Below are 1,062 nucleotides of genomic sequence, written 5' to 3'. Positions count from 1 at the left end.
GGGGTCTCCTCGTTTTCAGTGCAATAAGTGACGGTACGAAAAGCTAGCACTGGCGCGGAGGTGGTGTTGGTAGATCGTTGATTTCATTGACTTTCCTGTTCACTTTCAAATCTGCGATTCGTGGCGTCAAACCGTGGTCGGTTTCATCCATTGGTGCCAGTTATCGATGCATTTGGCCGCGAAGGCAGGATTTGGTCAGCATAGCGGTCAACCGGGAAGCGAAACACACCCCGCAAGTTGATGCTCTCCAGCCTGGTGGGCGCAATCTTCCCGATCAGTTCCGGTGGAATGACCTGGCGGCGGTTCGACCAGCGATCCAGGACCGCCTGCATCTGTGAGGTATTCCACGCCATCACGATGTTGGCCATCAGGCTCAACGCATCGGCCACAGCCTGCATTTCATCGACACGTTTGGCCTGCGCCGGGCTGATCCGGCCGGTATAAATGGCGCGCTTGAGGGCGTTAACAGCCTCGCCCCGATTGAGCACCCGGCGCAACTCGTTCCTGAAAGCGTCCTTGACAAAGTAGTCAGCCAAAAACGCCGTACGCAGCAACCGCCCCAATTGCACGCCAGCCTCATAGATTGGATCGCCCTGGGCGGCAGAACCGAACCGCGCAAGAGCTGCCACCGCACTGGCATGTCCGCTCATGACCGAGGCTGCCAGGTGCACCAGACTATCCCAATGCTTTTCGATCAAAGCGACGTCGACATTGGCTTCGCACACCGCAGCGATTTCTGCGGGCACTTTGGTGCCGCGTGGCACAAAGAGGTGGCGCTGTTTGAGTTCCTTCAACCGCGGGCAAAGATCAAAACCAAGCAAACGGGCATGTGACATGGCAAAGTCGGTGTAGCCATGGGTATCCACAGCAAGCTGGCTGGTCTCCAGCTTTTCTTGGCGGATGACACCTTCAATGGCCACGCCCGCCTGGCGCTCATTGAGCACAAAGGGCTGCGCATGGAAGATGCCCCACCGGTCTTTTACATGGGAGTAGATTCCAATGGAAGGTGTGTTGCGCCGAGGATCAAGCCGGGCTTGCCACACCCGTTTGGTGGTCTCCATG

At 57.3% G+C, this 1,062-nt stretch carries 1 protein-coding gene; it reads right to left on the bottom strand.

All coding sequences use genetic code 11. The annotated features are described in order from the left end of the window. Positions 1 to 143 precede the first annotated feature (143 nt). Positions 144 to 1,062, bottom strand: a 919-nt coding sequence (locus ACX12L_RS22955; RefSeq protein ID WP_183027054.1) for a Tn3 family transposase, incomplete at its 5' end; no start/stop codon positions are given.

The organism is Alicycliphilus sp. T452 (genome assembly GCF_054512775.1).
The sequence above is the reverse complement of the archived record's forward strand: the minus strand, read 5'-3'. Positions and strand labels throughout refer to the sequence as shown.